Annotated in this window: 24 protein-coding genes; 17 read left to right on the top strand and 7 right to left on the bottom strand. The window is 60.0% G+C overall.

All coding sequences use genetic code 11. The features are described 5' to 3' along the window. Positions 1–48 precede the first annotated feature (48 nt). Both FFR93_RS33640 and thpR read left to right on the top strand, forming a co-directional pair. On the top strand, positions 49–693 hold the full coding sequence (locus FFR93_RS33640; RefSeq protein ID WP_138396367.1) for an arylesterase: 645 nt from the start codon (positions 49–51) through the stop codon (positions 691–693). Between the two features lie 68 nt (positions 694–761). Then, entirely contained in the window at positions 762–1,355 is a 594-nt protein-coding gene (thpR, locus tag FFR93_RS33635) for an RNA 2',3'-cyclic phosphodiesterase (protein ID WP_138396366.1), read from the top strand. On the opposite strand, the gene FFR93_RS33630 is transcribed toward thpR, so the two are convergent. Then, positions 1,262–1,762 (bottom strand): low molecular weight protein-tyrosine-phosphatase, encoded by a 501-nt coding sequence (locus FFR93_RS33630; RefSeq protein ID WP_138396365.1) that lies wholly within the window; start codon positions 1,760–1,762, stop codon positions 1,262–1,264. The genes thpR and FFR93_RS33630 overlap by 94 nt on opposite strands. Positions 1,763–1,797: 35 nt before the next feature. Between FFR93_RS33630 and FFR93_RS33625 the strand changes: the two genes are divergently transcribed. Both FFR93_RS33625 and FFR93_RS33620 read left to right on the top strand, forming a co-directional pair. After that, entirely contained in the window at positions 1,798–2,103 is a 306-nt protein-coding gene (locus FFR93_RS33625; RefSeq protein ID WP_138396364.1) for a 4a-hydroxytetrahydrobiopterin dehydratase, read from the top strand. Positions 2,104–2,153: 50 nt separating this feature from the next. Next, positions 2,154–2,546 carry a YkvA family protein gene (locus FFR93_RS33620; RefSeq protein ID WP_064708004.1) on the top strand — a complete coding sequence of 131 codons (393 nt, stop codon included), beginning with the start codon at positions 2,154–2,156 and terminating at the stop codon, positions 2,544–2,546. A 2-nt stretch (positions 2,547–2,548) separates the two neighbouring features. On the opposite strand, the gene FFR93_RS33615 is transcribed toward FFR93_RS33620, so the two are convergent. Beyond that, positions 2,549–3,103 carry a sigma-70 family RNA polymerase sigma factor gene (locus FFR93_RS33615; RefSeq protein ID WP_138396363.1) on the bottom strand — a complete coding sequence of 185 codons (555 nt, stop codon included), beginning with the start codon at positions 3,101–3,103 and terminating at the stop codon, positions 2,549–2,551. Positions 3,104–3,438: 335 nt separating this feature from the next. On the opposite strand from FFR93_RS33615, the gene FFR93_RS33610 reads away from it, so the two are divergent. From FFR93_RS33610 to FFR93_RS33590, 5 genes are all read left to right on the top strand, one after another. Then, the gene (locus tag FFR93_RS33610; RefSeq protein WP_064708002.1) at positions 3,439–3,948 is read left to right on the top strand and encodes an invasion associated locus B family protein; all 510 of its coding nucleotides are present in this window, start codon (positions 3,439–3,441) and stop codon (positions 3,946–3,948) included. Positions 3,949–4,199: 251 nt separating this feature from the next. After that, positions 4,200–5,429, top strand: coding sequence for a 23S rRNA (adenine(2503)-C(2))-methyltransferase RlmN (gene rlmN, locus FFR93_RS33605; RefSeq protein WP_064708001.1), 1,230 nt, complete (start codon positions 4,200–4,202; stop codon positions 5,427–5,429). Between the two features lie 93 nt (positions 5,430–5,522). Continuing rightward, positions 5,523–6,476: an ABC transporter substrate-binding protein gene (locus FFR93_RS33600; protein WP_138396362.1), complete on the top strand. Its 954-nt coding sequence runs from the start codon at positions 5,523–5,525 to the stop codon at positions 6,474–6,476. A gap of 120 nt (positions 6,477–6,596) precedes the next feature. Then, a complete protein-coding gene (locus tag FFR93_RS33595; protein WP_138396361.1) occupies positions 6,597–7,475 on the top strand; it encodes an ABC transporter permease in 879 nt (292 codons plus the stop codon). Then, positions 7,472–8,266, top strand: a complete 795-nt coding sequence (locus FFR93_RS33590) for an ABC transporter ATP-binding protein (RefSeq protein WP_064712543.1) — start codon at positions 7,472–7,474, stop codon at positions 8,264–8,266. The genes FFR93_RS33595 and FFR93_RS33590 overlap by 4 nt, the downstream gene beginning before the upstream one ends. A gap of 60 nt (positions 8,267–8,326) precedes the next feature. Here FFR93_RS33590 and FFR93_RS33585 read toward each other — a convergent pair whose 3' ends face one another. Together FFR93_RS33585 and FFR93_RS33580 are read right to left on the bottom strand one after the other, a co-directional pair. Then, on the bottom strand, positions 8,327–8,968 hold the full coding sequence (locus FFR93_RS33585) for a LysE family translocator (protein ID WP_064712544.1): 642 nt from the start codon (positions 8,966–8,968) through the stop codon (positions 8,327–8,329). Positions 8,969–9,150: 182 nt separating this feature from the next. Next, a complete protein-coding gene (locus tag FFR93_RS33580) occupies positions 9,151–10,002 on the bottom strand; it encodes an SDR family NAD(P)-dependent oxidoreductase (RefSeq protein WP_138396360.1) in 852 nt (283 codons plus the stop codon). 179 nt (positions 10,003–10,181) lie between these two features. Here FFR93_RS33580 and FFR93_RS33575 point away from each other — a divergent pair, with 179 nt between their 5' ends. The 4 genes from FFR93_RS33575 to FFR93_RS33560 all read left to right on the top strand — a co-directional run bounded on the left by FFR93_RS33575 (position 10,182) and on the right by FFR93_RS33560 (position 13,682). Then, positions 10,182–11,405, top strand: a complete 1,224-nt coding sequence (locus tag FFR93_RS33575; RefSeq protein WP_138396359.1) for an argininosuccinate synthase — start codon at positions 10,182–10,184, stop codon at positions 11,403–11,405. A 275-nt stretch (positions 11,406–11,680) separates the two neighbouring features. After that, positions 11,681–12,283, top strand: coding sequence for a TetR/AcrR family transcriptional regulator (locus FFR93_RS33570; protein ID WP_138396358.1), 603 nt, complete (start codon positions 11,681–11,683; stop codon positions 12,281–12,283). A gap of 44 nt (positions 12,284–12,327) precedes the next feature. Further along, a complete protein-coding gene (locus FFR93_RS33565) occupies positions 12,328–12,786 on the top strand; it encodes a cupin domain-containing protein (protein ID WP_138396357.1) in 459 nt (152 codons plus the stop codon). Positions 12,787–13,040: 254 nt separating this feature from the next. Further along, on the top strand, positions 13,041–13,682 hold the full coding sequence (locus FFR93_RS33560) for a LysE family translocator (RefSeq protein ID WP_138396356.1): 642 nt from the start codon (positions 13,041–13,043) through the stop codon (positions 13,680–13,682). A 68-nt stretch (positions 13,683–13,750) separates the two neighbouring features. Here the strand turns inward: FFR93_RS33560 and FFR93_RS33555 are convergent, their stop codons facing one another. Then, positions 13,751–14,182, bottom strand: coding sequence for a hypothetical protein (locus tag FFR93_RS33555; protein WP_138396355.1), 432 nt, complete (start codon positions 14,180–14,182; stop codon positions 13,751–13,753). Positions 14,183–14,405: 223 nt separating this feature from the next. On the opposite strand from FFR93_RS33555, the gene FFR93_RS33550 reads away from it, so the two are divergent. The 4 genes from FFR93_RS33550 to ppa all read left to right on the top strand — a co-directional run bounded on the left by FFR93_RS33550 (position 14,406) and on the right by ppa (position 19,868). Next, a complete protein-coding gene (locus FFR93_RS33550) occupies positions 14,406–16,493 on the top strand; it encodes a M3 family metallopeptidase (protein ID WP_138396354.1) in 2,088 nt (695 codons plus the stop codon). A 159-nt stretch (positions 16,494–16,652) separates the two neighbouring features. Continuing rightward, positions 16,653–18,473 carry a translational GTPase TypA gene (typA, locus tag FFR93_RS33545; protein WP_064707992.1) on the top strand — a complete coding sequence of 607 codons (1,821 nt, stop codon included), beginning with the start codon at positions 16,653–16,655 and terminating at the stop codon, positions 18,471–18,473. Between the two features lie 199 nt (positions 18,474–18,672). Beyond that, entirely contained in the window at positions 18,673–19,179 is a 507-nt protein-coding gene (locus tag FFR93_RS33540; RefSeq protein ID WP_064707991.1) for a GNAT family N-acetyltransferase, read from the top strand. Between the two features lie 152 nt (positions 19,180–19,331). Beyond that, a complete protein-coding gene (gene ppa, locus FFR93_RS33535; protein WP_064707990.1) occupies positions 19,332–19,868 on the top strand; it encodes an inorganic diphosphatase in 537 nt (178 codons plus the stop codon). Between the two features lie 4 nt (positions 19,869–19,872). Here the strand turns inward: ppa and FFR93_RS33530 are convergent, their stop codons facing one another. Together FFR93_RS33530 and FFR93_RS33525 are read right to left on the bottom strand one after the other, a co-directional pair. Beyond that, positions 19,873–20,184, bottom strand: coding sequence for a DUF167 domain-containing protein (locus FFR93_RS33530; RefSeq protein WP_064712551.1), 312 nt, complete (start codon positions 20,182–20,184; stop codon positions 19,873–19,875). After that, a complete protein-coding gene (locus FFR93_RS33525; protein WP_011427104.1) occupies positions 20,181–20,471 on the bottom strand; it encodes a YggT family protein in 291 nt (96 codons plus the stop codon). Before FFR93_RS33525 ends, FFR93_RS33530 begins: the two co-directional genes overlap by 4 nt. Positions 20,472–20,610: the final 139 nt, after the last annotated feature.

Below are 20,610 nucleotides of genomic sequence, written 5' to 3'. Positions count from 1 at the left end.
TAATCAAATTGCCGCATAACGGCACCCCGCCAATCTAGGGAAAGCAGGATGAGATTTAAAGTTGCCGCCCTTCAATTCACCGTCATTGCCGTCTCGCTAATCTTTGCCGCCAGCGCAAATGCGCGGACGATCAATCTCGTCGGATTCGGGGACAGCCTGATGGCAGGCTATCAGCTGCCGCCCGGCGACGGCTTTCCCGAAAAGCTGCAGGCGGCCTTGAAGGGGAAGGGGTTCGACGTCGCTATCGCCAATGCGGGCGTCTCAGGCGATACGACGACTGGCGGCCTCGCCCGCATAGACTGGTCGGTGCCTGACGGCACAGATGGCGTCATCCTGGAGCTCGGCGCCAACGATGCGCTGCGGGGCATTCCGCCCGAAGAAAGCGAGAAGAATCTCGACCAGATGATAACTCGACTGAAGGAACGCGGCATTGCGGTGCTCCTCGTCGGCATGATGGCACCGCCCAATATGGGCGCGGATTATGCCGCACGCTTCAATCCGATTTATCGGAAACTTTCGGAGAAACACGGAGTTCGGCTTTATGCATTCTTCCTTGATGGCGTGGTGCTCGATGCAGGGCTCAAACTCAGCGACGGCATGCATCCGAATGCGAAGGGTGTCGACGTCATTGTCGAAAAGATGGAAGCCGATGTCACAAATTTCGTCGAAGCGATTTCTTCTGTGAAGAAATAGGGGCTTGCGCGGCTCTTGATTGCGTGATTCCGTGTGAGCACCTGCAAAAGATTCGGGGAGTGCTCGTTATGCCGAGACTGTTTACCGCCCTCGAAATTCCGCGCAATGCTGCAATGAGCCTTTCATTGCTGCGCGGTGGCCTCCCCGGAGCACGATGGATCGATGTGGAAAATTACCACATCACGCTACGCTTCATCGGTGATGTCGACGGTCGCACGGCCGATGAAGTCGTTGAACGCCTTGACCGGATCGACCGGCCGGAATTCCAGTTTCGGCTCGAAGGCGTTGGCTCCTTCGGCTCGAAGAAACCGCATTCGGTCTGGGCCGGGGTTTCCCAATCGCCCGAAATGTACGCCCTGCAGGCCGAGATAGAACGCATCTGCCAGCGCATCGGCCTGCCGCCGGATCCGCGCAAATTCACGCCGCATGTGACGCTGGCACGGCTCAAATCCTCGCGGCTCGACGACGTCGTGCAATATCTGACTGGACGTGGCAACTTCCACACCGCGACCTTCACGGCACCGCGTTTCGTGCTGCTTTCATCGCGCGAATCGGTCGGCGGCGGCCCCTATCTCACCGAAGAAGTGTTCCCGCTCCACGAGGGGCGCTCGGCGCCCAGCGTTCCCAGCAGGCTGCTGCAACCGGTCAAGAGCCTGGTATAGACCAGCTCGAAACCGTCTGGTCCGCCATAATAGGGATCGGGGATATTCTCTCCCGTTCCAAGCGCGGTATCGCCGAAAAGACCGATGTTCGCTCCGTCAGGCGCGATCCTCCCGAGCGCTGCCATGTTATCGCGGTCCATAGCCAGGATCAGACCGAAATCCCTGAAATCCTGCGGCTGGATGCGGCGGGCGCGTTGTCCCGAGATGTCGATGCCGTGGCTCCTCGCGATGGCGACTGAACGCCAGTCGGGCGGCTCGCCGTCATGCCAGCCGCCGGTGCCGGCGGAACCGATCGTGAAACAGCCGTTCAGGCCCGCCTCGGCGACGAGATGGCTAAATATTCCCTCCGCCAGCGGAGAACGGCATATATTGCCCATGCAAACGAAGAGGATGCTGATGCGTTTCATCGGTAGGCCTGTCGGATAGATGAGAGGAGCATGGCATGAAAGGGGAAAAACTGGAACGGGCCGCTGCCGAGGCGCAATTGGCTGATCTCAAGGGCTGGGCGCTCAATGACGCGGCTTCGTCGATATCGAAAACCTTCAAGTTTTCCAACTTCATCGAGGCTTTCGGCTTCATGACGGAAGCAGCAATCACGGCGGAGAAGCTCAACCACCATCCAGAGTGGTTCAACGTCTACTCCAAGGTGGAGGTAACGCTGAACACGCATGACGCCGGCGGACTGACGGAGCTCGATTTCAAGCTCGCCAAGGCCATGGAGAAGGCGGCGGCGCGGCGTCTTGTTTAAAAGCTGAAGCGCCATCACCATATGCTGGCATGGACGAAAGGATGTGAGGGATGGACGACGTCAAATTCGGAGAAATCCTATTGCCGGGAGACGAGGACACGCAGAGCCGCCGGGAGAAGACCGTCCGGCAGAAATTCTGGCCGACCTTCCGTCGGGCGGTGCGGCAGGTTCCGTTTTCGCGCGATGTCGTCGCCGGTTTCTACTGCGCGCTCGATCCGCAGACACCGACGAAGGTGCGTGGCGTGCTGCTGGCAGCGCTCGCCTATTTCGTCATGCCCGTCGACATGATCCCTGACATTTTCGCTCTCGTCGGCTTTTCCGACGATATCGCAGTGCTCTCAGCCGCCTTCGCCATGGTGCGCGGCAACATCCGGCCGAGCCATTACGAGGCGGCCGACCGCGTTCTCGCCGACGGACCCGAGGAAGCGATGAAGACGATCTAGATTCATTCCTGCTCCAGCATCTTGCGAAGCTTGCCGAAAGCCAGCCGGATGCGCGATTTCACCGTGCCGAGGGGCAGCCCGGCCGCTTCTGCGATCGCCGAATGCGATTGGCCGAGAAAGAAGGCGGCGCGGAGCATTTCGCGCTGTTCCTCCGGCAATTGTTCGACTGCGGCGCGTATCTTGGCGTCGCGGTCATCATTGGCGACCATTTCGTCTGCGGCGATCTCGGCCGGCGGCAGCAGGGCCGGGTCGGTTTCGTCGAAAATGCGGGTGCTGGTGCGGCGCCTGAGATCGATGCGGCGGTTGCGGGCAATGCGAAAGAGCCAGGTCGAAAGAGAAGACCGCGTGGAATCGTAGAGATAGGCTTTATGCCAGAGCACGATCATGATCTCCTGGACCAGCTCTTCGGCCTCGCTCGATGTCATCTTCTGGCGCATCAGCCAGGTCTTCATGCGCGGAGCGAAATAATCGAACAGGATAGAAAAGGCCTGGTGGTCGCGATTATCTGCGACGGCCTTTGCGAGGGCAGCAAAACGCTGTCTTTCCTCGGCATCCATGTCGTCTCACCAGCCCCCTGCGGCGAAAATTTCGTCCCGGATTTCCAAAGCCTTAATGAGGTACAACGGAATTTTGAAAGGTCAAACTCTTGCCTGAATCTTTGTGTCTTAAATTCAGCCGAACGGCCGGCCGGTGCCATCGGCGCACGGCATCGCAGCCGATTTCAGCAAGGGGCAAAAGTGATAGTCGAGCTGAAATGACACAGGCACATACAAATCGCAGCTATTGTTGACCATTTGGTAACCTGAATTAAGTCAAAATAAAGCAGATCGTGATTATGCGCTGCCCGCTATGATCGCTTCGGGCCTTGAATCGCAAGAACCGGCAGGAATCCATGTTTGTAAGAAGTATCGTATCCGCCCTCGCCCTCACCCTGACAATGGCCGGAGTGGCGGCAGCGCAGCAGGCCGCGCCGACCCGCATTCAGCAGTTCCAGGCATGGGGTGCCTATTCCTACAAGTCGGGCAACAGCACCGTGTGCTACGTACTGTCCGTTCCAACTGCCAAGCAGCCGGCAAGCGTCGATCACGGTGACAATTTCTTCATCGTCTCGCAGCGCCCGGGCCAGAACATCTCCTATGAACCGCAGGCGATGATGGGCTACACGGTGAAGGAAAATTCGAAGATCAACGTCGTTATCGACAACAAGACCTTCGTGATGTTCACCAAGGACAAAGCCGGATGGGTCGAGAATGCTGCTCAAGAGCCGGCTCTCGTCGCGGCGATGAAGACCGGCCGTTCGATGACTGTGAGTGCCGTTTCCCGGAAGGGCACCGGCACCTCCTACAGCTACTCGCTGTCGGGCATCTCAGCTGCGCTGAAGCAGATCGAAACCTGCAAATAAAAGGATTTGGTGGATAGAGTTCCAAACGGCCGGCCCTTGCGCCGGCCTTTGTTATTTTCCATCTATGGTGACGCGCGGGTAAAATGATGCTAAAGCCCGCGCAACAGCGGACAGATCGCGATACATCAGTCGCCATTCCGCCATTCAATTTCTGCCAATGTGCCGCCACGCGCCTCAAGTCTTCCGGCTTACTCCTGAAGTCTGCGGGGCTTGAGGGGCGGTTTACGTGTTCGAACTCGGGATCAAAAGCTATGTCCGTCATGGATGCGATCGTTGTCACCAAGCCGCAGGCCGCGCGCGCCTCTTCCGGCGGCGAGAAGCCTTCCTTGATCGGGCTGTCGCGCGAAGAGATGGCGGCAGCACTCCGGCAAAAGGGCGTGGCCGAGAAGCAGATCAAGATGCGCGTCTCGCAGCTCTGGAACTGGATCTATGTGCGCGGCGTTTCTGATTTCGATCATATGACGAACGTCGCCAAGGACATGCGTGAAATGCTGAAACAGCATTTCACCATCGAACGTCCCGAGATCGTCGAAGAGCAGGTCTCCAACGACGGTACGCGCAAATGGCTGCTGCGCTTTCCGCCACGTGGCGCAGGCCGCCCGGTAGAGGTCGAGACGGTCTATATTCCGGAAGAAGGGCGCGGAACGCTCTGCATTTCCAGCCAGGTCGGCTGTTCTCTCACCTGTTCCTTCTGTCACACGGGCACGCAACGCCTGGTGCGCAACCTGACGGCCGAAGAAATCCTCTCTCAGCTTCTGCTCGCCCGCGACCGGCTCGGCGACTTCCCCGACCGTCATGTGCCGGTCGGCGCCATGGTGCCTTCGGAAGGCCGCAAGGTCAGCAATATCGTGATGATGGGCATGGGCGAGCCGCTCTATAATTTCGAGAGCGTCAAGCAGGCGTTGCTGATCGCCACGGATGGCGACGGCCTGTCGCTGTCCAAGCGACGGGTGACGCTTTCCACCTCGGGCGTCGTGCCTGAAATCTTCCGTACTGGCGAGGAGATCGGCGTTATGCTGGCGATCTCGCTGCATGCGGTGCGCGATGACCTGCGCGACATCCTCGTGCCGATCAACAAGAAGTACCCCTTGAAGGAGCTGATCGACGCCTGCCGCGACTATCCCGGTCTTTCCAACGCCCGGCGCATCACCTTCGAATATGTGATGCTGAAGGACGTCAACGACAGCCTGGAGGACGCAAAGGGGCTGATCAAGCTCCTGAAGGGCGTGCCGGCGAAGATCAACCTCATTCCGTTCAATCCCTGGCCCGGCACCAATTACCAGTGTTCCGACTGGGAGCAGATCGAGAAGTTCGCCGATTTCATCAACTCGGCGGGCTATGCCTCGCCGATCCGCACTCCGCGCGGGCGCGACATTCTTGCCGCCTGCGGCCAGCTGAAATCGGAGTCCGAACGCATGCGCAAAACCGAGCGGCTGGCTTTCGAGGCGATGATGATCGCCAATCACGGTGCCGACGACTGATCAGCAAGTTTGATCCTTGCTACAATTCTCCTGGATTGATTTAAGCATGCGCTTTTCCTAATAGTGCCGCCAAAATCATTCAGGAGGACACCCATGCGCCCGATTCTGCTCGCTCTTGCCGCCACTTTGGCGCTTTCCCTTCCCGCCAGGGCCGATAATGTGACCGTTGCCGTGACGGCGATCGTCGAGCATCCCGCGCTGGATGCCGCGCGCAAAGGCGTTCTCGATGTGCTGACGGCGGCTGGCTACAAGGAAGGCGAGAATCTGAAATTCGTGTTCGAATCGGCGCAGGGCAATCCGGCGACGGCAGCCCAGATCGCTCGCCAGTTCGCCGGTGACGAGCCCAATGTGATCGTGCCGATTTCGACACCCTCGGCGCAGGCTGTCGTGTCGGCGACGCGCGACATCCCCGTCGTCTTTACGGCCGTCTCCGATCCGCTCGGCGCCCAGCTTGTCAAGAACATGGAAAAGCCCGGCGGCAATGTCACCGGCCTTTCAGACATGTCGCCGGTCGCCGAACACCTGGCGCTGATCAAGGAAATCGTACCGAGCGCTAAAACGATCGGCTATCTCTACAACTCAGGCGAAGCAAATTCCGTTTCGCTGCTCGCCGTGCTGAAGGCTGACGCCGAGAAGGCGGGCCTGACGGTTGTGGAATCGGCCGCCACCAAGTCGGCCGAGGTCCAGGGTGCTGCGCGCGCCCTCGTCGGCCGCGCCGATGCGATTTACATCCCGACCGACAACACGATCATCTCCGCGCTCGAAGGCGCCGTCGCAGTTTCCGAAGAGAGCAAACTGCCACTCTTCACCGCCGATACGGATTCGGTTTCGCGCGGTTCGATCGCCGCCCTCGGCTTCAATTATTACGACGTCGGCAAGCAGACGGGCGAGATCGTCGTTCGCGTGCTGAAGGGCGAAAACCCGGGAGAAATCGCGGTCAAGACCGCTGCCGGCAGCGACCTGGTCGTCAACAAGGCGGCTGCTGCCAAGATGGGCGTCACCCTGCCTCAGAGCGTGCTGTCGCGCGCCAACAAAGTCATCGAATAAACAGCCATCGTTTCTTCGAGCAATCACATTCAGCCGCTCCCGTTTGCACGGGGGCGGCTGTAGTATTACAAGGCTCCGGTTTCGCGACGGGCGGAACGGAAACAAAAGGGGCTGAAAGCCTTGAGCCAAATCGCATTCTGGGGGGCCGTCGAGCTCGGTCTGGTCTATTCCTTCGTCGCTCTCGGCGTCTATCTCGCCTTCCGCGTCCTCGATTTTCCCGATCTGACGGTGGACGGTTCCTTTCCGCTCGGCGCTGCGGTCACCGCGGTGCTGATCATTGCCGGCGTCAATGCCTGGCTTGCAGCCCTGATCGCCATGGCGGCAGGCGCGGCTGCAGGCATGGTGACGGCGCTTCTCAATGTGCGCTTCAAGATCCTCAACCTGCTCGCTTCGATCTTGACGATGATCGCGCTGTTTTCCGTCAACCTCCGAGTCATGGGAAAGCCCAACGTCGCCCTCATCAATGCCGATACGATGATCAGCCCGTTCTTCGGTCATGGTCTTCGCGATTTCTACGTGCGGCCGCTCTTCGTCGGCGTTCTTGTTATCGTCGCGCTGGTTCTGGTCTGGCGCTTCCTCGAAAGCGATGCCGGACTTGCCATGCGGGCGACCGGCGCCAATGCGCGCATGGCCCGCGCCCAAGGCGTCGATACCAGCCGGCAGATCTATCTCGGCATGGCGATCTCGAACGCGCTGGTGGCGTTCGGCGGTGCCTTGTTTGCCCAAACCAACGGCTTTGCCGACGTCACTTCGGGCGTCGGCACGATCGTCGTCGGGCTTGCGGCGGTCATTATCGGGGAAACGCTGCTGGGCCGGCGCGGTCTCCTGATTGCTCTCGTCGGCTGCGTGTTTGGTTCGATCCTCTACCGCATCGCGATTCAGCTGGCGCTGTCGAGCGACGTCATCGGCCTTCAGGCCTCCGACCTCAATTTCGTAACGGCGGTTCTCGTGACCTTCGCGCTCATTCTTCCCCGTCTTCGCCGAGGTGCCGCATCGTGATCAGCGTCAAGGACATCAAGGTCGTCTTCGGGCGTGGCACGCCGCTGCAGAAGCAGGCGCTGAACGGCGTCAGCCTGACCATCGAACAAGGCTCCTTCGTTACCGTCATCGGCTCCAACGGCGCCGGCAAATCGACGCTGCTCGGCGTGCTCGCCGGTGACGTCCTGCCGAGCGAAGGACAGGTGCTGATCGGCAAGAGCGACGTGACGCGCAAATCGACGGCGGCGCGCGCGGGCCTGGTTGCGCGCGTCTTCCAGGATCCGCTGACGGGCAGCTGCGGCTCGCTGTCGATCGAGGAGAATCTTGCTCTGGCTGCACGGCGCGGCGAGAAGCGCGGGCTTGCGCCGGCGCTCGGTGGTAACAGGCGCGGCTATTTCAGAGAGCGGATCGCCGAGCTCAACCTAGGGCTGGAAAATCGGTTGAAGGACCGCATGGACCTGCTCTCGGGCGGGCAGCGGCAGGCCGTGTCGCTCGTCATGGCGACACTTGCCGGGTCCGAAGTGCTTCTGCTCGATGAACATACGGCGGCCCTTGATCCTGGCATGGCCGAGTTCGTGATGAACCTCACGCAGAAGATTGTTGCCGAGCGCAAGCTGACGACGATGATGGTAACGCATTCGATGCGCCAGGCGCTGGACTACGGTCACCGCACGATTATGCTGCATGGCGGCGAGATCGTTCTCGACGTGGCAGGCGAGAACAGGAAGAACCTGCAGGTCGAGGATCTGATCGCTATGTTCCGCAAGATGCGCGGCCAGACGCTCGATGACGATGCTTTGCTGATTGGCTGAGCCGAACCGCGGGCTGACCGGTAGCGCCGACAGCGGGCTGACCGGCAAGCCAACGGCGGCCTATCTTGCCTGGGTCAGCAGGATCTTGGCGGCGAAGATCGAGAAGACGCCGGCAAAGGTGTAGTCCATGCCGCGCAGAACCTTCTTGTTGTTCTGCAGCCAGGACGCCAGCCAGTCGGCGGCAAAGACGACTGCGGCATTGACGGGCATGCCGATCAGGATGAAGCAAAAGCCGAGAAACAGCAGTTTCTGCGTCACGGAGGGATCGCCGGCGCTGACGAATTGCGGCAGGAAGGTCATGAAGAAGATGATAACCTTCGGGTTCAGGAGATTGACCCAAAAGCCGGATGAGATGTTGGCAAGTGCGGTGCCCTTCTGCGTCTCGACCTTGGCGACGGTGAGTTTCGAGCCGAAGCGGATCGCCTGCACCGCGAGCCAGAGCAGATAGGCGGCGCCGCCGGTCTTCAGGACAAGGAATGCGGTCGGCGAGGCAGTGATCAGCGCCGAGATGCCGAAGGCGACAAGCATGGTGTGGACGACAATGCCGAGGCTGGTGCCGACGACGACGAAAAGAGCCGCCTTCTTGCCCTGGGCGAGCGCGCGGCTGATCGAGAGCGTCATGTCAGGGCCTGGGGTCGCCGCGAGCAGCAGCGTCGCGGCAGCAAAGGCGAGAAGGGTGGGCAGGCTCGGCAGAAAATCCATGGCACACTCTGAAAGCCGGAAGTCTGGTGATCTCTTACCCGGCTTGGAGAAAATTACCAATCAAACCTTCTAATGCACGTCGCATTAAACTTGATTCATGCGACGCGCATTGGCCGTCTATTGCGGATGCCGTTATGCCGGAACCGCCATACGCCTCCGGGGCGGCACGCATCCGCCACCGATTACTTCTGTTCGAGGAAAGCCTTGAACTTCTCGGCATAATCCTTGTGCCAGCGCGACAGCGGCGGGCGGTTCTCGACGATATCGCCGGCCGCCCAGAGCATGCGGCGTTCGTCCACCGCGCGCGTCACGTCATTGTCGGGGCAGAGGATGTAGAAATCGCCGCGTTCGAGACTCTCGACCATGAAATCGACGGTCTGTTCCGGTGTCCAGGCGCCAGCCGGCTTTTCCGCGCGGTCACCCTTGGTGAGGCCGGTGAAGACGAAGCCGGGGATCAGCAGATGCGCGGAGATCTTCGACCCTTGGGTATTGCGTAGCTCGTGCTCGAGCGCTTCGGTAAAGACTTTCACGCCAGCCTTGGAGATGTTGTAGGCGGGGTTGCCCGGCGGCGTGGTAATGCCCTGCTTGGAGCCGGTGTTGATGATCAGGCCGGGCTCACCGTGGGACAGCATCTTGGGGCCGAAGACGCGGGTGCCGTTGACGACACCCATCAGGTTGACGGCGAAGATATGGTCCCAACTCGCTTGCGAACTGAAGATCGAGGTTTCCGGTCCGATACCGGCATTGTTCATCAGCACGTGCACGCGGCCGAAACGCTGGAGTACGGCGCGTTCGAGCGCCTCCAGGGAGTCCCGGCTGGCGACGTCGGTCTCGACCGCCATTACATCCTCTTCGCCGGCAATGGCTTTGAGCTCCTCGGCGGCATTGGCCAGCCGATCGCCGCCGAGATCGGCGATGACGACGCTCATGCCGCATCCGGCAAAATACTTCGCCGCCGCAAGCCCGATGCCGGAGGCGCCGCCGGTGATGACGGCAACATTGGACTTCTTGAAAATATCTTGAATATTGGTCACGGGGAAAGCCCCTCCTCGAGCGTTGTTCGCACGCAGCCGAATATGGGCGCCGCTTTCGCACTGTCAAACGCTATCGGCGCCATGCGCCGTTGCACTTGCCCTTGCGTCACGCGCCAATCTCGCTAAAAGTGCCGCGACACCGGGTTTTCGCCGGCCTTTATGCAACGGACCTCATCACCATGGCATCATACAAAGACGTGAAGAAAGTCGTGCTCGCCTATTCCGGCGGCCTCGACACCTCGATCATCCTGAAGTGGCTGCAGACGGAACTCGGCGCTGAAGTCGTCACCTTCACCGCCGATCTCGGCCAGGGCGAGGAGCTGGAGCCGGCGCGCAAGAAGGCCGAAATGCTGGGAATCAAGGAGATCTACATCGAGGACGTCCGCGAGGAATTCGTGCGGGATTTCGTCTTCCCGATGTTCCGCGCCAATGCCGTCTACGAGGGCGTCTATCTGCTCGGCACCTCGATTGCCCGGCCGCTGATTTCCAAGCATCTGATCGACATCGCCCGCAAGACCGGCGCCGATGCGATCGCTCATGGCGCGACCGGCAAGGGCAACGACCAGGTCCGCTTCGAGCTCTCAGCCTATGCCCTGAACCCCGACATCAAGATCATCGCGCCGTGGCGCGACTGGGCGTTCAAGAGCCGCACGGAGCTGCTGGCGTTTGCGGAACAGCACCAGATCCCGGTTGCCAAGGACAAGAAGGGCGAGGCTCCGTTCTCCGTCGACGCCAACCTGTTGCACTCCTCCTCCGAGGGCAAGGTTCTCGAAGACCCGGCGCAGGAGGCTCCCGAGTATGTGCATATGCGCACGATTTCGCCGGAGGCCGCACCCGACAAGGCGACCACCATCAAGGTTGGCTTCCGCAAGGGTGATGCCGTCTCGATCAATGGCGTCGAGATGTCGCCGGCGACCTTGCTGGCCACACTCAACACCTATGGCCGCGACAACGGCATCGGCCGTCTCGATCTCGTCGAGAACCGCTTTGTCGGCATGAAGTCGCGTGGCGTCTACGAAACGCCGGGCGGCACGATCCTGCTCTCGGCCCATCGCGCCATTGAGTCCATCACGCTTGACCGGGGTGCTGCCCATCTCAAGGACGAGATCATGCCGCGTTACGCAGAACTCATCTATTACGGCTTCTGGTTCTCGCCGGAGCGCGAGATGCTGCAGGCGCTGATCGACAAGAGCCAGGAGCATGTCGAAGGCGAAGTGACGCTGAAGCTCTACAAGGGCAATGTCATGGTCATCGGCCGCGAAAGCGAAAAGTCCCTTTATTCCGATAAGCTCGTCACTTTCGAGGACGATCAGGGCGCCTATGACCAGAAGGACGCGGCCGGCTTCATCAAGCTCAATGCGCTGCGCCTGCGCACGCTCGGCAAGCGGAACCTTGCGAAGTAATCGCGGACTTCGTCTTCGGACGGACATCAGCCCGCCGGCACTGCCGCGCGGGCTTTTTTATTGAGTGCGCGGCAAGCGCGCCAACAACCTCTCAGGGCGTTCAAGATGACCGAATGCGCCAACAACGGTCATCAATCGACTGAGTCGCTGTTCGCGTGCATTCGCCTGCGTCCGGGTCTTGCCGATACCCCACTCCGCGAACGGCCAACAAACCCAGTTGACATAATCGTAAAATAGAGTCACTACAAGTGACATTAATACATCATGAGAGACGCATGTCCCACCCGTCGCCCACACGAAAGTACAACTCTCCCTTACGGGAGTCGCAGGCCCAGGAAACACGAGAGCGCATCCTGCGCGCCACCTCAGACCTTCTCAACGGCAATGTCTTCGCGGACATATCCATGGACGATGTAGCGCGGTCTGCCGGGGTGGAGAGGCGAACCGTGTTCCGGCATTTTGCAACGAAGGAAGCGCTGTTCGACGCGTTCTGGGTCTACATTAACCAAAGTATGGATGCGGCGACCCTTCCTACGACCCTGGAGGAGCTTCTTCGCTCGCCGCTCGCCGCCTTTCCCCAGTTCGACAAGAACGAAGGTATCATTCGCGCCAGCCTTCATACGCCGACGGGTCACGCCATGCGGATGCGGACGGTCAAGGCACGACGCACCGCGTTCCAGACGTGCCTTGAACAGGCCAATCTGGATGTAAATTCCATGAGCGCCCGCAAGATCGAAGCGCTCTTCCACCTTCTCTACAGCGCCAGCGCCTGGGAAACGCTTAAGGACTACGGCGGATTGACAGGGAAGGACGCGGGACAGGTCGCCTCCTGGGCGATGCAGACGCTGTTGAAGGCTGCCGAGGCCGACGAGAACTGATCACACACATGCCGGCGAGAGCCGGCTCGACGATGGAGACGATGATGAATCAAGCATTCAAGACACGAGATACCGCGGACGCCCTTTGGGTCGTTCGCGACAAGGTGCAGTTCATGGGCGAAGTGCCGGAGAAGGGCTTGTCCATTCTGGAGGTGACCGTGCCTCCCGGTTCCAGTACGCCACCGCACAAGCACCAATCCGTCGAGATATTCCGGGTCCTGAGCGGCGAGATCACTTTCACTGTGTTCGACAGCGTGCCTCCCTCGCAAATGGTCGCGGGGCCGGGCGACGTTCTCATCCTGCGTTCCTTCCAGCCGCACAATTATGCCAACACCGGAAGCCTCCCTGCCCAGATGATCGCCATCGTGGAAGACTCCATGAACCACTTCTTCCGCGACGTCGGCCAGAGCGAAGTACCGCCAGACGGCCCCCCTTCGGCGGAGGAAATCGGCGCAGTATTGGCGGCGTGCCAGAGGCACGGAATTGAGATCCTGGGCACCTGATGGGTGGCCGGGCGAACGGCACATCCGTCGCCCCCCCGATCGACAAGGAGCCGTTGCGGAACCCCGGACGCGGCGGCGGGATCGAGCCCGGCCGACGCCAACCGGAAGGTGATGACAACGTGCAGATTGCGATTGGAGCAGTTCAGCCTTTTACAGAGCGCAGAATCGCTCCAACAATTTCATGGCAGTGAAATCGCCCTTGACGGATGCCTGCCATCGCTTAGTCTGCTGCGATCATTCTCCGGAGCATGTCCATGACGCAGTCCCTGCTCTTCGGCGCCTTCCTGGCGGCGCTGTTCTATGTGCTCATTCCAGGGCCTGCATTTCTGCAGTTGCTCGGCATCGGCGCCGGGCAGGGACGCAAGGCCGGTGCCTTGTTCATGATGGGGCATCTGGTCGGGGATCTCATCTGGTCGTCGCTGGCGCTGATTGCGATCGTCGGGGCAAAGACGATCGGAACCTTCGTCTTCGATCTGCTTGGGCTCGCCTGCGGCTTCTACCTCGCCTGGATCGGCTGGAGCGCCGTCAACGCCAAGGCGAAAGCGGATGGGCAGGCGCTTGTGGTGGTCGAGCGGCCGTTCCGGCGTGGCTTGATTTTCGGCGTCACCAACCCGAAGGGTTATCCGGTGGCGCTTGCCACATTCACAGCGCTGGTCGCAGGCTCGGCCGGCGCGCTCGATTTCGAGGCGCTGCCGGTGCTTCTCGTTGTGTCCTTCCTGGGTTTCGTGACCGCCGACGTCATCCTGATCGGCGTCATTGGTGCGGGGGCAGTTCGCCGCTTCTATCGCGCACATGAGCGGCTGATCGTGCGCACATCCGGCGTGCTGTTCATGGGCTTTGCCGCCCAGGCGCTATGGCATGCAACGCCCGGCCTCATCGGCTGGCGCAAGGCTTGACGCGCGTCGGTCGATGCCAGGCGCTTCAGCTCTGATGGATTGTGCAAGTCTCGGCGGCACGCGCTCGCTCAGCTGTTCAGGAAATTGACGATCGACTTCAACGTCTGAACTTCATGAGGATCGCCGATCGACATGGCGATCTGCAGCTGGTTCTTATAATAATCGAGGAAATTAAAACTCGTGCCGTCGGTGACGCTGGAGAGATCGATGATATTGCCGAGCGGATCGATCGCATGCATCGGCAGGGGTTCGGAGATCGCGGCGTAGGTGTTCTGATCAATCAGGCCACTATCGAAGCTTTGGCGGGCGTAGTTGCGCAGCTCGCCAGGGCTGACTGCAGTGAAATCAGGCCCCTCGTCAAGATTGGCTTCGATCTGGAAAGAGACCGAAGCCGGAGCCTTCGTCTCGATTTGAATGTCGGCAGTCTTCGAATTTCCTGCGTTATTAGGGTTGTTTTTGAACAGCAAACTCTGAGAAGACCGCAGGGAAAAAATTTCCATGGCGCATGTCCCCTGGCAGAAGATCATCCGGAAACTAGCGCTTGCGCGTGATTCGCGTCAATCGTAAACAAATGGTTAATTTTCAACTGTCAGATCTTGTCCACCGGCTTTGGCTGACGTGCGTCACGTCGCCAGACAAGGCAAAAGCCCTGTCGCGGCGACATACCAATTCTGTGGCGGCTCTCCTATATTGACCATCCCCGCATACAAAAGGAATTCTCCGATGCCTTCTCCACAGAATTTCAATCCGGCGCTGGTCAACTGGGATGGCCTCCACGGCCTGCCACGTTTTGATGCCATCGATGATGGCGATTTTTCCGCCGCTTTCGACGCGGCACTCGCCGCGCATGAACAGGAGATCGACGACATTGCCGCAAACGGCGACGCGCCGACGTTCGACAATACGGTGGTGGCGCTGGAGATTGCTGGCGATGCGCTCTCGCGAGTTTCGGCGCTGTTCTGGAACAAGGCAGGCGCGCATACCAATGAGGTCATCCAGGCGCTGGAGCGGGAAATCTCGCCGAAGATGTCACGGCACTATTCAAGGATCGGGATGAACGCCGCCCTCTTTGCCCGCATCGATACGCTTTGGGAGAACCGCGAGAGCCTCGGCCTGACGCTGGAGCAGACGCGGGTGCTGGAACGCCATTGGAAAGGTTTCGTCAAATCCGGCGCCAAGCTTGAAAAGGCAGAGCAGGAGAAGCTTGCGGCGATCAATGAAAAACTCGCGGGCCTCGGCACGCAATTCGGCCAGAACGTGCTGGCCGACGAGAAGGCCTGGGCTCTCATGCTTTCCGAAGGCGCGGAGCTCGAAGGGCTGCCGGAATTCCTCCGCGACGCCATGGCGGCTGCGGCGCGTGAGCGCGGCGCGGAGGGCAAATATGCGGTGACGCTGTCCCGCTCGATCATCGAACCATTTCTGACCTTTTCGGAGCGCCGGGACCTGCGCGAACAGGCGTTCAAGGCATGGGTCGCCCGCGGTGCAAACGGCGGCGAAACGGACAACCGTGCCGTCATCAAGGAAACGCTGGCCCTGCGCCATGAGGTCGCGAAGCTGCTTGGCTACCGCAATTTCGCCGAGTTGAAGCTCGACAACACCATGGCGAAGACGGCGGATGCAGTGAACGGCCTTTTGAGGGCTGTCTGGGCGCGGGCGGTCAAACGCGCCGGTGAGGAAGAGGTCGACATCACGACGCTGATCGCCGAGGAAGGCCGGAACCATGAGGTGATGCCTTGGGACTGGCGCCACTACGCCGAAAAGATCCGGGCGCGGAAGTTCGATTTCTCCGAAGCCGAGCTCAAGCCTTATCTGCAGTTGGAGAAGATCATCGACGCCTGCTTCGACGTGGCGGGCCGGCTTTTCGGCATCCGCGCCGTCGAGAAGAAGGACGTGCCGGCGTATCACCCCGATGTCAGGGTTTTCGAAATCAGGGATCGCGACGACAGGCTCCTTGCCCTCTTCCTCGGCGACTATTTCGCCCGCAGTTCGAAACGGTCCGGTGCCTGGATGAGCTCGCTGCAATCGCAGCACCGGCTGGAGCTGAAGAACGGCCGCCGCGGGGAATTGCCGATCATCTACAATGTCTGCAACTTCGCCAAGCCCGCCGAGGGCAAGCCGGCGCTTCTGTCGCTCGATGATGCCCGAACGCTGTTCCACGAATTCGGCCATGCGCTGCACGGCATTCTTTCGAACGTCACCTATCCCTCGGTCTCCGGCACCGCCGTCTCGCGCGATTTCGTGGAACTGCCCTCGCAGCTCTACGAGCATTGGTTGACCGTCCCTGCCATCCTCAGGGAGTACGCCATGCATTTCGAGACTGGCGAGCCGATGCCACAGGTTCTGCTCGACAAGGTCCTGGCGGCCCGCACCTTCAATGCCGGCTTCAATACCGTCGAATTCACCTCGTCGGCGCTTGTTGACATGGCGTTCCATACGCGTGAACCTGTCGACGACCCGATGGCGGTACAGGCGGAGGTGCTGGCCGAGATCGGCATGCCGAAGTCGATCGTCATGCGACACGCCACACCGCACTTCCAGCACATCTTCTCCGGCGGTTACTCAGCCGGCTATTATTCCTACATGTGGTCGGAAGTTCTCGATGCCGATGCCTTTGCCGCCTTCGAGGAGACGGGAGACGCCTTCAACGGCGAAATGGCGCATAGGCTCAAGGAGAATATCTATTCCACCGGCGGCTCAGTCGACCCGGAAGATGCCTACAAGGCTTTCCGCGGTAAGCTGCCGAGGCCGGATGCGATGCTCGTCAAAAAGGGACTTGCGACCTTCGAGGAATTGACAGGCAGCGACGCATAAGACAGTTTGATGACAGATACCCATGCGGCATGGCGGCGGCCATGCCGCAGCTTTCGCGCGCGACCCCCTTTCGCAATCGCGAAAAAAACGGTAAGAGCGCGCCAAACGTAAATGGCGCGTCCACTTGGCGTAGCGCCCCAGCCTCAGAGATTATGACATATGGCACTTCGCAACATCGCGATCATCGCGCACGTTGACCATGGCAAGACCACTCTCGTTGACGAGCTCCTGAAGCAGTCCGGCTCGTTCCGCGAGAACCAGCGCGTCATGGAACGCGTGATGGACTCCAACGACATCGAAAAAGAGCGCGGCATCACCATTCTCGCCAAGGCGACCTCCATCGAATGGAGGGACACGCGCATCAACATCGTCGACACGCCCGGCCACGCCGACTTCGGCGGCGAAGTCGAGCGCATTCTCTCGATGGTGGACGGCGCGATCGTTCTCGTGGACGCTGCCGAAGGCCCGATGCCGCAGACCAAGTTCGTCGTCGGCAAGGCCCTGAAGGTCGGCCTGCGCCCGATCGTCGCCATCAACAAGATCGACCGTCCGGACGCCCGTGCCGACGAAGTGGTCAACGAAGTTTTCGACCTCTTCGCCGCGCTCGATGCGACCGACGAACAGCTCGACTTCCCGATCCTTTACGGTTCCGGCCGCGCCGGTTGGATGAACTACGATCCGGCAGGCCCAACCGACGAAGGTCTCGCACCGCTGCTCGACCTCGTCGTCAAGCACGTGCCCGAGCCGAAGGTCGAGGAAGGTCCGTTCCGGATGATCGGCACCATCCTCGAGGCCAACAACTTCCTCGGCCGCATCATCACCGGCCGCATCGCCTCCGGCTCGATCAAGCCGAACCAGGCCGTCAAGGTTCTCGGTCAGGACGGCAAGCTGATCGAACAGGGCCGTATTTCCAAGATCCTCGCGTTCCGCGGTATCGAGCGCCAGCCGATCGAGGAAGCGCATGCGGGCGATATCGTCGCCATTGCCGGCCTCTCCAAGGGCACGGTCGCCGACACCTTCTGCGATCCCTCGGTGACGGAAGCCCTGAAGGCGCAGCCGATCGACCCGCCGACCGTTACCATGTCCTTCATCGTCAACGACTCGCCGCTTGCCGGCACCGAAGGCGACAAGGTCACGAGCCGCGTCATCCGCGATCGTCTGTTCAAGGAAGCCGAAGGCAATGTCGCTCTGAAGATCGAAGAAAGCGCCGACAAGGATTCGTTCTTCGTCTCCGGCCGCGGCGAACTTCAGCTCGCGGTTCTGATCGAAAACATGCGCCGCGAAGGTTTCGAGCTTGCCGTTTCGCGTCCGCGCGTGGTCATGCACAAGGACGAGAGCGGCCAGCTTCTGGAGCCGATCGAAGAAGTTCTGATCGACGTCGATGAAGAGCATTCCGGCGTCGTTGTGCAGAAGATGTCGGAGCGCAAGGCCGAAATGGTCGAGCTTCGTCCGTCCGGTGGCAACCGCGTCCGTCTCGTCTTCTACGCGCCGACCCGCGGCCTGATCGGCTATCAGTCGGAACTGCTGACGGATACGCGCGGTACGGCGATCATGAACCGTCTGTTCCACAGCTACCAGCCCTACAAGGGCGAGATCGGCGGCCGCGTCAACGGCGTGCTGCTCGCCAATGAAGCCGGTGAAGCCGTTGCCTACGCCTTGTTCAACCTGGAAGACCGCGGTCCGATGATTATCGATGCCGGCGAAAAGGTCTATATGGGCATGATCATCGGCATCCATACCCGCGACAACGACCTCGAGGTCAATGTGCTGAAGGGCAAGAAGCTGACCAACATCCGCGCCGCTGGCAAGGACGAAGCCGTCAAGCTCACTCCGCCGATCCGCATGACGCTCGAGCGCGCCCTCTCCTGGATCCAGGAAGACGAGCTGGTCGAGGTCACGCCGAAGTCCATTCGCCTGCGCAAGATGTATCTCGACGCCAACGACCGCAAGCGGTTCGAAAAGACCAAGGCGGCTCTCTAAGAGCTCAGTCGTGACCGGTTTTAAACCCCGGCCCTTGCGCCGGGGTTTTTTATTGTGCGCTGCGCCGATTCCGGCTTGTGACAATCGTTAAAAAAGCGTTAAAATTTGATCATCGTCCACATGTTAAGTCTGTGGGCAATCGAGCCGAATGCATCGTTGCATATGGTTAATTGCCCGCGGCAGGACCAGAGTAAACGTTATGAAGACGTTGTCGATCGATGTCCGGCGGGCCGAACCGCACGATGCCCGAGCCATTTCGGAAACGCACAGGCTCGCCTGGCAACACACCTATGCGGGCATCATTCCGCATCGCGCGCTGACGCAGATGATCGAGCGACGCGGCGAAAACTGGTGGCGCAAGGCAACACGCGGACCCGCGACATTGCTGGTTCTCGATGTGGCAGGAACGGTCGCGGGCTATGCCACGCTCGGTCTCAACCGTGCTCGCGCCCTGCCGCAAGAAGGCGAAATCTACGAGCTTTATCTTCGCCCTGAATATCAGGGCATCGGCCTCGGCCACATGTTGTTCGGCGAGGCGCGCCGGCTGTTGAAGTCGCTCGGCTGCAACGGGCTGGTCGTCTGGTGCCTTGAAGAAAACGAGGCCGCCAGCCGCTTCTACCGCCATCATGGCGGGACCGATTTCTGCGAAGGCATGGAAAATTTCGACGATAAGCAGTTGAAGAAAATTGGTTTCATCTGGAACTGATCCGCTTTTCCGATACCTCGCTCACCTTCCGCTAGAATTTTGATCCAGTTGGGGCGCTGGCCGCCATCACGCATTGGTGATCTCCAATGTTGCGTTGCCGCATGAAACCGATTAACTGGCTGCGACCAAATTCAACCTCCCAGGAGTTTCGTATGCGCATCGACGCCGTTTCAATCGGTAAGAATCCCCCTGAAGACGTCAACGTAATCGTCGAGGTTCCGGTCGGCGGTCATCCGATCAAGTATGAAATGGACAAGGAGGCTGGCACGCTGGTCGTCGACCGTTTCCTCTATACGCCGATGACCTATCCGGGCAATTACGGTTTCGTGCCGCACACCCTGTCTGAAGACGGTGACCCGATCGACGTCCTGATCGCCAGCACCCGTCCGCTAGTCCCGGGCTGCGTCATCAACGTGCGCCCGATCGGCGTCCTGAAGATGGAAGACAATTCCGGCAAGGACGAGAAGATCATTGCCGTGCCGTCGCCGAAGCTGACGCTGCGTTACGAGAAGGTGAAGGATTATACCGATCTTCCGGAGATCACGCTGAAGCAGATCGAGCATTTCTTCGAGCATTACAAGGATCTGGAGCCTGGCAAGTGGGTGAAGATCTTCGGCTGGGGCGATTCCAAGGAAGCCGGCCAGCTCATCATCGAAGCCGTCGAGCGCGCCAAGAAGGCGAAGGGCTGATCCCTCAGCCTAATAAAGCTTCAAGCCTTTTTACCAAATCCTCCGGGTCTCCGTCGATCCGGAGGATTTTTTTGCGCGCAGTCTCGCCCGAGACGAGACTGACGCTGGATTTGGGAATGCGCAGCGACCGGGCGACCAGAAGGATCAGCGCCTTGTTGGCCCTGCCCTTCTCGGGCACTGATGTGACGCGTGCTCTCAGCAGGGTCTCGCCGTCGCCATCGGCCTCGATGCCATCGATCGCGTCACGCCCACCATTAGGTGTCAGCCGCATGGCGAGGCGGACATGATCGCCGGAAAGCCGCCAGGGAGGGCTCAAGCGACCAGCGGGTATAGTGTGGTCCAAAGGAAAGTACGCAGGAAGAAGATAATCACCAGCAGGATGATCGGAGAAATATCGATACCGCCGAGATTCGGCAGCAGGCGGCGGATCGGCTTCAGCGCGGGTTCGGTGACATTATAGAGGAACATGCCGACCGAATTGACGAACTGGTTGCTGGAATTGATGACGTTGAACGCATAGAGCCAGGAGAAAACGGCACTGGCAATCAGTATCCAGGTGTAAATATTCAAAACCAAATCAATGGTTTGAAACAAGGCAAACATCGTCGTCTCCAATTGGTTGTTGACAGACATGTAGACATTGGCGACTAAACGGGCAAGTGCCGTGTCGAAACGCATGGCAGATCATGTTTAACGGGCGGCCTCACAGCCATTCCGGCGCCCGTTTCCTCGGACAAGGCCC

Origin of the sequence: Rhizobium sp. MHM7A, assembly GCF_005862215.1 — a bacterium.
GTDB classification, from domain to species: Bacteria; Pseudomonadota; Alphaproteobacteria; order Rhizobiales; family Rhizobiaceae; genus Rhizobium; species Rhizobium bangladeshense.
Note: the sequence above shows the minus strand (reverse complement) of the source record. Positions and strands in the feature narration are given on the sequence as shown.

Excerpts from the sequence above, each read along its gene's own strand:
- FFR93_RS33620 (WP_064708004.1), top strand. The coding sequence starts at position 2,154 with ATGGACGACGTCAAATTCGGAGAAATCCTATTGCCGGGAGACGAGGAC.
- FFR93_RS33615 (WP_138396363.1), bottom strand. The coding sequence starts at position 3,103 with ATGGATGCCGAGGAAAGACAGCGTTTTGCTGCCCTCGCAAAGGCCGTC.
- ppa (WP_064707990.1), top strand. The coding sequence starts at position 19,332 with ATGCGCATCGACGCCGTTTCAATCGGTAAGAATCCCCCTGAAGACGTC.
- rlmN (WP_064708001.1), top strand. The coding sequence starts at position 4,200 with ATGTCCGTCATGGATGCGATCGTTGTCACCAAGCCGCAGGCCGCGCGC.
- FFR93_RS33525 (WP_011427104.1), bottom strand. The coding sequence starts at position 20,471 with ATGTTTGCCTTGTTTCAAACCATTGATTTGGTTTTGAATATTTACACC.
- FFR93_RS33625 (WP_138396364.1), top strand. The coding sequence starts at position 1,798 with ATGAAAGGGGAAAAACTGGAACGGGCCGCTGCCGAGGCGCAATTGGCT.
- FFR93_RS33565 (WP_138396357.1), top strand. The coding sequence starts at position 12,328 with ATGAATCAAGCATTCAAGACACGAGATACCGCGGACGCCCTTTGGGTC.
- thpR (WP_138396366.1), top strand. The coding sequence starts at position 762 with ATGCCGAGACTGTTTACCGCCCTCGAAATTCCGCGCAATGCTGCAATG.
- FFR93_RS33560 (WP_138396356.1), top strand. The coding sequence starts at position 13,041 with ATGACGCAGTCCCTGCTCTTCGGCGCCTTCCTGGCGGCGCTGTTCTAT.
- FFR93_RS33585 (WP_064712544.1), bottom strand. The coding sequence starts at position 8,968 with ATGGATTTTCTGCCGAGCCTGCCCACCCTTCTCGCCTTTGCTGCCGCG.
- FFR93_RS33640 (WP_138396367.1), top strand. The coding sequence starts at position 49 with ATGAGATTTAAAGTTGCCGCCCTTCAATTCACCGTCATTGCCGTCTCG.
- FFR93_RS33610 (WP_064708002.1), top strand. The coding sequence starts at position 3,439 with ATGTTTGTAAGAAGTATCGTATCCGCCCTCGCCCTCACCCTGACAATG.
- FFR93_RS33575 (WP_138396359.1), top strand. The coding sequence starts at position 10,182 with ATGGCATCATACAAAGACGTGAAGAAAGTCGTGCTCGCCTATTCCGGC.
- FFR93_RS33555 (WP_138396355.1), bottom strand. The coding sequence starts at position 14,182 with ATGGAAATTTTTTCCCTGCGGTCTTCTCAGAGTTTGCTGTTCAAAAAC.
- typA (WP_064707992.1), top strand. The coding sequence starts at position 16,653 with ATGGCACTTCGCAACATCGCGATCATCGCGCACGTTGACCATGGCAAG.
- FFR93_RS33540 (WP_064707991.1), top strand. The coding sequence starts at position 18,673 with ATGAAGACGTTGTCGATCGATGTCCGGCGGGCCGAACCGCACGATGCC.
- FFR93_RS33550 (WP_138396354.1), top strand. The coding sequence starts at position 14,406 with ATGCCTTCTCCACAGAATTTCAATCCGGCGCTGGTCAACTGGGATGGC.
- FFR93_RS33630 (WP_138396365.1), bottom strand. The coding sequence starts at position 1,762 with ATGAAACGCATCAGCATCCTCTTCGTTTGCATGGGCAATATATGCCGT.
- FFR93_RS33570 (WP_138396358.1), top strand. The coding sequence starts at position 11,681 with ATGTCCCACCCGTCGCCCACACGAAAGTACAACTCTCCCTTACGGGAG.
- FFR93_RS33600 (WP_138396362.1), top strand. The coding sequence starts at position 5,523 with ATGCGCCCGATTCTGCTCGCTCTTGCCGCCACTTTGGCGCTTTCCCTT.